Origin of the sequence: Natrinema sp. CGMCC1.2065 (assembly GCF_051225675.1) — an archaeon.
Lineage (GTDB): Archaea > Halobacteriota > Halobacteria > Halobacteriales > Natrialbaceae > Natrinema > Natrinema thermotolerans.
Window position 1 is genome coordinate 1 of sequence record NZ_JBPJSJ010000034.1, and the last position, 9185, is coordinate 9185.

Genomic DNA, 9185 nt, shown 5'->3' on the forward strand with positions numbered 1-9185 from the left:
CCTCGAGGCGGGCGATGACGCCGGCCGCAGCGGTGCCGGTCCCCAGGACGTGGACCCGGTCCGGCAGCGGCCCCGCCTCGCGGTCGGCCGCGAACGCGGTCACCGTCTCGGTCCCAGTCACCGGACTCGGCGTCACGACCGCGTTCGCGTCGAACGAGTCCGCGAGCGCCTCCCGCGTCAACACGCTCGAGGGCGGGCCGTCCGCCGCGACCCGCCCGTCCGCGAGCAACACGAGCCGATCGCAGTAGCGGGCCGCCAGTTCGAGGTCGTGGATCGCCGCGACGACCGTCCGGCCCTCCGCGACCAGTTCCCGGACCAACTCGAGCGTCTCGACCTGATGGTTGATGTCGAGGCTCGCGGTGGGCTCGTCCAGCAGCATCACCGGCGTCTCCTGGGCGATCGCCCGCGCCAGCACGACCCGCTGGCGCTGGCCGCCGCTGACCTCGTCGATCGGCCGGTCGGCCAGTTCCGCGGTCCGGGTCCGCTCGAGGGCGCGTTCGACCGCGGCGCGGTCCGCGGGCGTCGCCGACGAGAACCGCGAGCGATGCGGGTGTCGCCCCATCTCGACGACATCCCGCACCGGGAACGAAAACGACAGCGTCGTATCCTGTGGCACGACCGAGACGAGCCGGCTCGAGGCCCGCGAGGAGAGTCCGTGAACGTCGGTTCCGTCGATCGCGATCGACCCCGAATCGGGCGCGAGCGCCCCGCTGATCAGCCGCAAAAGGGTGGTCTTGCCGGCCCCGTTCGGGCCGACGAACCCGACGAACTCGCCGGGCTCGATAGTCAGTGACACGTTCTCGAGGACTGCGAGGTCGCCGAACGACAGCGAACAGTCCGTGATCGAGATCGACGCCGGCTCGAGGTCGTCATCTCGGTCGCGGCCGGCACCGGAGTCGCGGTCGGCCGGCGTCACACCGAGTACACCTCCCGGCGCGTGAGCAGGAACAGGAAGAAGGGGGCACCGAGCGCCGCCGTGACGATGCCGACCGGGACCTCGGTCGGGCCGGCCGGCCACCGCGCGATCGTGTCCGTGACGACCAGAAACGACGCGCCGGCGAGCGCGCTCGTCGGGAACAGGATCCGGTGGTCCGGGCCGACGAGCAGCCGCATGATGTGGGGGACGACCAACCCGACGAACCCGATGACGCCCGTGACGGCGACCCCCGCCGCGGTGACGACGCTCGCGAGCGCGAGCAGGACGAGTTTGGTCCGCTCGACCTCGACCCCGAGGTGGTGGGCGTCCTCCTCGCCAAGCAGGAGGACGTTCAGTTCCCGCGCGTACGTTGCCAGCACGAGCGCGCCGGCGAGCGACACCGGGAGCGCGAACGTGACGTCGTTCCAGCCCCGGTTTGCCAGGCTCCCCATCAACCAGACGACGGCTTCCCTGAGGCCGTCGCCGCTGTGGATGAGCATGTACGAGATCATCGCGCCGAGAAAGGCCTGCACGGCGACGCCGGCGAGCAACAGCGTCGCGACCGGCGTCCGTCCGCCCTCGGTCGCGATCGCGTAGACGAGAAACGCCGTCGCGAGCGCGCCGACGAACGCGGCCAGATGGAGGCTGCCGAACGGAACGAGCGCGGGAAAGGCGATGGCCGCGACCGCGCCGGCCGCACCGCCCGAGGAGACGCCGATGATCGACGGATCGGCGAGCGGGTTCCGGAAGAACCCCTGCATCACCGTCCCCGCGGCGGCGAGCGCGAACCCGACCGTCGCGGCGAGGACGATCCGCGGCAGTCGCAGTTGCACGACGATGTACTCGTGGGTCTTCTCGACGGGAAACGAGAACGCGGACGAAAACTCGAGGCCCGGAACCGGCACGGGCCATCCGAACAGGGGCAGCGTCGCGGTCCCAACTTCGATCCCGGACGGGACGGCGACGCCGTTGAGGATCGCCATCGCAACGGTCGCCGGCTCGATCCGGACCGGTCCGAGGGCGGCGCTGCCGATGACGACGGCCACGAGCAGGACGCTCAGTCCTGCTGACCACACTGCCGTTCGGTGCCGTCGCTGCATTCGTCTCAACCTCGCTTGCAGTAGGCAAATATTTGTTGAAGTGGGGTAGATGTACTCCCGATGCAACGACAGCTAGCCGTTATTCTGACAGTTCTCCTTACAGTTTCGGCGATCGGGCCCGCCGTGGCCGGCGCCGGAACTGGGACTGGAGCAGCCGTACAAGACGCCGAGGTACAGTGTGACTATCCGCTCACGATGACCGACGCGACCGGCGAGGACGTGACGATCGAGGACGAACCCGAGTCGGTCGTCACGCTCTATCCGGGCGACGCACAACTCGCCTACTCGATCGGTGCCGAGGACACGGTCGTCGGCATGCCCGTCGGCCAGTACACCGAGTCGCTCGAGGCCGGCGACAGGACCGACATCACCAAAGACGACGGCGTGACTCCCGTCGCCGAGGAGATCATCAGCCTGAATCCCGACGTCGTCCTCGCCGCGAACGTCGCTCTCTACAATCAGGATCTCCTCGAGCAACTCGAGGACGCCGGGATCACGGTCGTCGTCCTCGACCGAGCGACCTCGCTCGACGACGTTCGCGAGAACGTCCGCGTGACCGGGCAGGTGACCGGCGAGTGTGACGGTGCCGAGGAGACGATCCAGTGGATGAACGAGCGCCTCGAGATCTACGAGAACGCGCTCGAAAACGAGTCCGCACCGCTCGCGTACTACGACGGCGGCGAGAGCGGCGACACCCACGGCACGGAGACGTTCCAGCACGACGTGATGACGACGGCCGGCCTGACCAACCTGGCGGCCGAGGAGGGCCAGGTAGAATGGGGACAGATGAACTCGGAGGTCGTCGTCGATGCGAACCCCGAGTGGATCGTCTACCCCGACAGCGACCGCTGGGATGCGCCGCCGTCGACGGCTGACCTCGATGGAGTGACCGCCATCCAGGAGGACAACATCGTCGCCGTCGACGATAACGCGATGAGCCAGCCCGGTCCCAACGTCGTCTACGCGATCGAGACGATCATCGAGAACGTCCATCCCGACGTGTACAGCGAGATCGAAGGCGACCTCGAGGCGGTCGACGAGGAGTACCGCGACGACGGCAACGAGTCGGACGGCGGATCGGAGAGCGACGGGGATAACGAGAGCGCTATCCCCGGGTTCGGCACTGCCGCCGCACTGATCGCCCTGTTGGCCGCCGCCGGCTTCGTTGCCCGGCGACGATAGCGTCCGCGGTTCTTTCTGTCTCCCGTTCGGTTCGCCGTACCCCCGCACTGACGTATCGTTTTGAAAAGGGTTTACTCGCCGGACCGCACAGGAACGCGCATGGTCGAGAACGTCATCTGGCCCGCCTATCTCGATGCGGCCCTCTCACGGGCCGAGGGACGGCGCGTGGCCGAGGATCTGGCGGTCGAGGAACCGACGGTCGACGAGATCGCGAAGGCCGTCCAGCAGATCGGGTACGACGCCACGATCGAGCGGGACAAGGCCTACTCGCGGGAACACTGGGCCGACCGGGGCCGGGTCGTCGTCCGCGGGGCCGACGACTCGACGAAGAACGACCTCGTCCAAGCCGTCGCGGCGTACGTCGTCGCGATGCGCGAGTGAGATGCGCCGGGTTGGAAGCGTCGTCCGCACCGCACAGGGCCTCGCGGTCCTCCGGGCGGACGAAACGGACGGCGACGCCCACCGCGACGAGATCGGAACGACGGTCCTCGACGACGACCTCGAGGCGATCGGCCGCGTGGTCGACGTCTTCGGACCGGTCTCGCGGCCGTATCTGGCGGTGACGCCCGACGACGGCGTCCACTTGCCCGCACTGGTCGGATCGACGCTGTACGCGCGGTAGCGGTCGCTTCTCTCGGACACTCCTCGTCACCGCCCGGCCCTCGAGTGAAAAAGCCGATATAAGCGGGGTTCGAACCCCGCCGCATGAACGATCGGAGCCGGATCCTCGCGGCCGTCGGCGCGACGGTCCTGCTGTTCGTCGCCGTCCAGATCGGTGCCCTCGCGCTGGTCGAACCGTTCGACCAGTCGGGACGACAAGCCGTCGAGAACCCGCAGGATCCGACCAACAGCATCTTTTACGTCGGTATCATGCTCGTCGCGACCGCGCTGATGCTCGCCGCCTTCCGGTACGACCTCGAGGGGCTGATCAGACTCCTACTGGTCGGTGTCAGCGTGATGATCTCGTGGTACGTCTTCGCCGAACTCGTGCCCGCCCTCGTCGAGCCGATCGCCCCGGCCAGCGTTGCCGACGGACTCGCCGTCCTCGCCTCGCTGGCCGTCGGTGCCGCCCTGCTGTGGTATCCCGAGTGGTACGTCATCGACGGCGCGGGGATCGTGATGGGAGCCGGTGCCGCCGCCCTCTTCGGGATCAGTTTCGGGCTCCTGCCGGCCCTATTGTTACTCTCGGTGCTGGCCGTCTACGACGCCATCAGCGTCTACGGCACCGAACACATGCTCGATCTCGCCGAGGGCGTGATGGACCTCAAGATCCCGGTCGTCCTCGTCGTGCCGACGACGCTGTCGTACTCCTATCTCGCGGCCGGCAGCGCCGAGGACGCCCTCGAGGACGAAAGTGCCGCCGACGGCGGCCAGCCGGTCGCCGAACACGAGGACGCGGGCGACGACGGGACGGCCGCGGACGGGAGCGACGGCGAAGCGGCCGAAGACGACGATGGGACAGCCACGACCGACGACGAAGCAGTCGAGGATGACGTCCTCGAGCGCGACGCCTTCTTCATCGGGCTGGGCGACGCCGTCATCCCGACGGTGCTGGTCGCCAGTGCGGCGTCGTTCCTCGAGGCCGGGGCGATCGCGGTTCCGGGGCTCGCGCTGAACCTGGCGGCGCTTGGCGCGTCGCTGGGGACGATCGCCGGCTTGCTCGTCCTGATGTACATGGTGATCGAGGGGCGGGCCCACGCGGGCCTCCCGCTGTTGAACGGCGGGGCGATCGGGGGCTATCTGCTCGGCGCGCTCGCCAGCGGCGTCTCGATCGCGACTGCGGTCGGGTTCTGACCGCAGGTGCTTATCGCTCGACCACGGTGACGCCGCGAACCTCGAACCGAGCGCCGCCGTTTCGTCCCGGCGTGACCCTGATCGACCAGCCGTGGGCGTCGACCACGTCGCTGACGATCGCCAACCCGAAGCCCGAGCCGCCGGCGCTCGAGTAGCCCGATTCGAACACCCGCTCGCGCTCGTCGGGCGGGATTCCGGGACCGTCGTCTTCGACGTAGAACCCGTCGTAATCGGTCGCCTCGACCGGCCAGTCGGCGGCCTCGCGCTCGGCCTCGACCGACTCTGCTGGGCCGTTGCTCTCGCCGCTGGGCGCCGACTCGAGGGCCCCGACCTCGATACGGGGGCCGTCTCCCCCGTGTTCGACGGCGTCCTGACGAGTTCGGGAGTCAGGGCTTGTCGAACCGTGTTCGACAGCGTTTCGAAACAGGTTCTCGAAGAGGTGTGTCAGCAGCGACGGATCGGCACGGATCGCGATGTCGTCGACGACGTCGACGCTCGCGCCGTCCGTGCGGACGGTGGTCCAGGCAGTCTCGACGGCCCGCGAGAGCGCCAGGAGTTCGGTCTCCTCGACCGTATCGACCGTCGCGAGGAGCAATGCCTCGTTGATGATCGACTCCATGCGCTCGAGCGAGGCGCGCAACGGGTTCTCGTCGCTGTCGTCGCCGAGGTCGACGCCGTCGTCCAGTTCGAGCATCTCCGTGTGCGCCAGCGCAACGGACAGCGGGTTCCGGAGGTCGTGAGAGAGCAGTGTGGCGAACGACTCCATCCGGTCGGCCTGTTCCTGCGTCCGCCGCTCGAGGAGTTTGCGTTCGGTGATGTCCACGTGCATGACGAGGACGAACCGCTCGCCGCCGTGGTCGTACGGTCTGGCATCCAGCAGGTACCAGCCGTCCTCGCCCGGCGTGTGGCAGGGGTACTCGAGGCGGAACGACTCGCTGTCGCCGGCGGCGATCGCGCGGATCCCGCGTGCGGTTTCGACCGCATCGGGATCGTCGCTCGCCTCACAGACCGCGAGATAGTTACTCCCGACGCCGCCCGCGCTCCGTGCCAGTCCCTGTTCGTCGCCGAACGACTCCCAGGGTTCGTTCGTGTAGACGATCGTACCGCTCGTATCGAGAATCGCGACGCGGGCGGCCAACGCATCGAAGCCGGCGGCGACCAACGAGTCCTCGCCTGAACTACTCATTACCCACTCTTGGAGCGGGATCTACTTGAGGGGTGTGCTACCGACCGACTATCGAGAACCGGTCGATCCATCCGGGCCCGCCCTCACTCGCCGTCGGGGAGCCGATACGTCGGGCCGTCGTCCGAATCCTGTACTTCGATTCCCAGCGCCGCGAGTTCGTCGCGGAGTTCGTCGGCGCGCTCGTAGTTGCCCGCCTCGCGTTCCCGTTCGCGGACCTCGAGGACGAGTTCGACGACGTCGCCGGCGAGTTCGGCCGAGCCGGTCGTCGACCCGTCGAAGGAGAGCCCGAGGATCCCGCCCAGTTCGTCGAGCGTCTCGACGGCCCGGCGGAGCCCGCGGTAGTCAGCTCCCTCGTCGCCGACCGCCTCGAGGTGGCGGTTGATCGCCGTCGCGACCGACAGCAGCGCCGACTGGGCCTCCCGGGTGTTGAAGTCGTCGTTCATCGCGGTCCTGAAGGCCTCGCGGGCGTCGGCGACCGCCTCACGCAGCGTCAGGTCTTCGGCCTTCGAACTCGCCGCGGGTGAGTCGAGCGTCTCGGCGGCGGCCTCGTAAGCGCGCTCGAGCTGTTCCCAGCGCTCTTCGGCCTCGGCGATCGTCTCGTCGGAGTAGAGCTGTTGGCTGTTGTAGGAGCCGGCGGTCAGGAAGGTCCGCACGACGTTTGCCCCCCAGCGGTCGATCGCCTCCGCGACCGTGACGAAGTTGCCCAGACTCGAGGACATCTTCTCCTCGTCCATCTGGAACAGTTCGCAGTGGAGCCAGTAGTTCGCGAACTGCTGCTCCGTCGCGGCCTCGGACTGGGCGATCTCGTTCTCGTGGTGGGGAAAGACCAGATCGCGGCCGCCGACGTGGATGTCCAGCGTCTCGCCAAGGTGGGTCATGCTCATCGCCGAACACTCGATGTGCCAGCCGGGCCGGCCCTCGCCCCACGGGGAGTCCCAGGTCAGGCCCTCGGGCGGGTCGCCGCCGTGGTCGACGCCCTCGTGGCGGTGTTCCGCGACGGCGTCGGGATCGACGCCGCCGGCCTTCCAGAGCGCGAAGTCCGCGGGGTGGCGCTTCTCCGAGCGCTCGTCCGGGTCGCCCTGTGACTCGATCTCGGTCAGCTCCTGGTTCGAGAGCTTGCCGTACTCCTCGAAGCTCGTCACGTCGAAGTAGACCGACCCGTTGGACTCGTAGGCGTAGCCCTTCTCGATCAGCGTCTCGACGAGGTCGACGATCTCGGGGACGTGTTCGGAGACGCGCGGGTAGACCTCCGCACGCAGGAGGTTCAGCGAACGCATGTCCTCGATCGTCCGCCGAACGTAGCTCTCGGCGACCTCGCGTTCGTCCGCGCCGAGGTCGTCCTCGCCGACGCGGGCGACGATCTTCTCGTTGACGTCGGTGAAGTTCTCGACGTGACGCACGTCGTAGCCGAGTTGCTCGAGCCAGCGGTGCATGACGTCGACGTGGACCCACGAGCGGGCGTGGCCCAGATGGGGCGGGTCCGAGACCGTCAGGCCACAGTAGTAGAGCAAGACGTTCTCCGGATCCTGTGGCTCGAACGGCTCTTTCTCGCCCGTCAACGTGTTCGTCACGTGCAGGGTCATTGGGCTCACTTCCCCCGGACGACAGTTAAACGGTGTGATGCACCGCAAACGCGGCGATTACCCGGGACCGAACGGTCGATTCGGCTCGGAATCAATCGAGGTACTCGAGGTCACCGAACCGCTCGCGGTTCATCGTCGTGACGACGAACCGCCGCAGCGTCTCGATCAGTTCCGCTTCCGTCTCGTAGGTCTCGATGCGGAGGTCCCACCGAGTCCGCGCCGATCGGATCATCTCGCTGGTCACGTTCGCCTCGCGAACAAAGACGATCCGGTCGCTTCCCGTCTCCGCGACGGCCTCGAGAATGCTCCCCGCCTCCTCGCCGACGCCGAAATTGTGGCCGAGAAACGGCAGGACGAACGCGGTCGCGTTCGCACACCGCGTGTACTCGATGCTCTGGGTCACCGCATCGACCTCGTCCGTATCGATATCGGCGTCGACCGCGAGGAACGCGTTCACCCCCGGATCCGCCCGGAGCGATCCCTGGACTCGACGCAGGAGCGCCTTCGCCTCGTCGATCTCGTCCTCGTTCTGGAAGAACCGTTCGAAGGGGCTGGGCAGGTCTTCGACCGCCACGTCTTGCAGTTCCTCGTCGGTCAACACGTAGTTCAGGTTGAACGATTTGTACGGCCCCATCAGATAGAGCAAAAACCGGTCGTACCCGACGGTTCCGAGCCGATCGGCGATGAAATCCCGGGTGATCTCCCGAGTCATACCTCGAGCGACTCGCGGTTAGTATATAAATAGGGGTGTTTTCAGCGAACGTTGGCTTGACAAAGACTAAAAACGGAGAGCGAGTAGGCATCGGTACGATGGGGACGAAACACACTCGGGCCGACGACGCCCCGGACGATCCGAACGATCTCCTCCCGGAGCGAAGCGTCCTCTCCCTCGAGGAGTACCTCGAGATGCAGGCCGCGGTCGGGAACCGAACCCGGTTCGAGATCCTCTATCGACTCTCTCACACGGACGAGCTGACGCCCACGGAGCTGGATTCGATGATCGACGTCGACGACAGTACGCTCCACTACCACCTCGGCAAGCTCCGCGAGGTCGGGCTCGTCGAGAAACGAGCGCGTTCGGAGCGGGACAGCGACGGCCTCTACACCTACTACAGGGCGACGATCCTCGGCGAGGTCATCCTCGAACACGGGGTCGAAGAACTCCTCCGCCGCGAGTGGGACTTCGGCGACGCCTACGACAGCAGCGCGGACTGAATTCCGTTCCCCGTCCGTCAGTCCGGGTCGTCGCCGTCGCGGACGACGGCGTTCTCGAGCGCGTTTTCGACCGTCCGCAGCGCCGTCGCCCCCGCGCGTCGATCGACGACGAGGACCATCGTTCCGTCGGCGACGGCCGCGGCGTCCGGCGCGATCCCCTCGACGCCGAGCCGCTCGAGGACGGCCGCCGCGGCGGCCGCGTCGACCTC

General features: G+C 67.6%; 11 protein-coding genes. 5 read left to right on the top strand and 6 right to left on the bottom strand.

Annotated features, from left to right (window positions below; genetic code table 11):
- Positions 1–916 (bottom strand): heme ABC transporter ATP-binding protein (locus tag ACSBP4_RS19335; protein ID WP_435553174.1); only part of this gene is annotated, 916 nt, incomplete at its 3' end.
- Positions 913–2016 carry a vitamin B12 ABC transporter permease BtuC gene (btuC, locus tag ACSBP4_RS19340; RefSeq protein ID WP_435553175.1) on the bottom strand — a complete coding sequence of 368 codons (1104 nt, stop codon included), beginning with the start codon at positions 2014–2016 and terminating at the stop codon, positions 913–915. The genes ACSBP4_RS19335 and btuC, both read right to left, overlap by 4 nt.
- Positions 2017–2076: 60 nt before the next feature.
- Here btuC and ACSBP4_RS19345 point away from each other — a divergent pair, with 60 nt between their 5' ends.
- From ACSBP4_RS19345 to ACSBP4_RS19360, 4 genes are all read left to right on the top strand, one after another.
- A complete protein-coding gene (locus tag ACSBP4_RS19345) occupies positions 2077–3198 on the top strand; it encodes a PGF-CTERM-anchored ABC transporter substrate-binding protein (RefSeq protein WP_435553176.1) in 1122 nt (373 codons plus the stop codon).
- A 99-nt stretch (positions 3199–3297) separates the two neighbouring features.
- Entirely contained in the window at positions 3298–3579 is a 282-nt protein-coding gene (gene srp19, locus ACSBP4_RS19350; RefSeq protein WP_006180893.1) for a signal recognition particle subunit SRP19, read from the top strand.
- A gap of 1 nt (position 3580) precedes the next feature.
- On the top strand, positions 3581–3820 hold the full coding sequence (locus ACSBP4_RS19355; protein ID WP_006180892.1) for an H/ACA ribonucleoprotein complex subunit GAR1: 240 nt from the start codon (positions 3581–3583) through the stop codon (positions 3818–3820).
- Positions 3821–3903: 83 nt separating this feature from the next.
- Positions 3904–4992: a presenilin family intramembrane aspartyl protease PSH gene (locus tag ACSBP4_RS19360; RefSeq protein WP_435553177.1), complete on the top strand. Its 1089-nt coding sequence runs from the start codon at positions 3904–3906 to the stop codon at positions 4990–4992.
- 10 nt (positions 4993–5002) lie between these two features.
- Here ACSBP4_RS19360 and ACSBP4_RS19365 read toward each other — a convergent pair whose 3' ends face one another.
- From ACSBP4_RS19365 to ACSBP4_RS19375, 3 genes are all read right to left on the bottom strand, one after another.
- Positions 5003–6178, bottom strand: a complete 1176-nt coding sequence (locus ACSBP4_RS19365) for an ATP-binding protein (protein ID WP_435553178.1) — start codon at positions 6176–6178, stop codon at positions 5003–5005.
- 83 nt (positions 6179–6261) lie between these two features.
- Entirely contained in the window at positions 6262–7761 is a 1500-nt protein-coding gene (gene cysS, locus ACSBP4_RS19370) for a cysteine--tRNA ligase (protein ID WP_435553179.1), read from the bottom strand.
- A 91-nt stretch (positions 7762–7852) separates the two neighbouring features.
- Positions 7853–8473 carry a DUF7509 family protein gene (locus ACSBP4_RS19375; RefSeq protein WP_049964176.1) on the bottom strand — a complete coding sequence of 207 codons (621 nt, stop codon included), beginning with the start codon at positions 8471–8473 and terminating at the stop codon, positions 7853–7855.
- Positions 8474–8571: 98 nt separating this feature from the next.
- Between ACSBP4_RS19375 and ACSBP4_RS19380 the strand changes: the two genes are divergently transcribed.
- Positions 8572–8976: a winged helix-turn-helix domain-containing protein gene (locus tag ACSBP4_RS19380; RefSeq protein WP_049964177.1), complete on the top strand. Its 405-nt coding sequence runs from the start codon at positions 8572–8574 to the stop codon at positions 8974–8976.
- A gap of 17 nt (positions 8977–8993) precedes the next feature.
- Here ACSBP4_RS19380 and ACSBP4_RS19385 read toward each other — a convergent pair.
- A partial coding sequence (locus tag ACSBP4_RS19385; protein ID WP_435553180.1) for a DUF7523 family protein occupies positions 8994–9185 on the bottom strand: 192 nt, incomplete at its 5' end.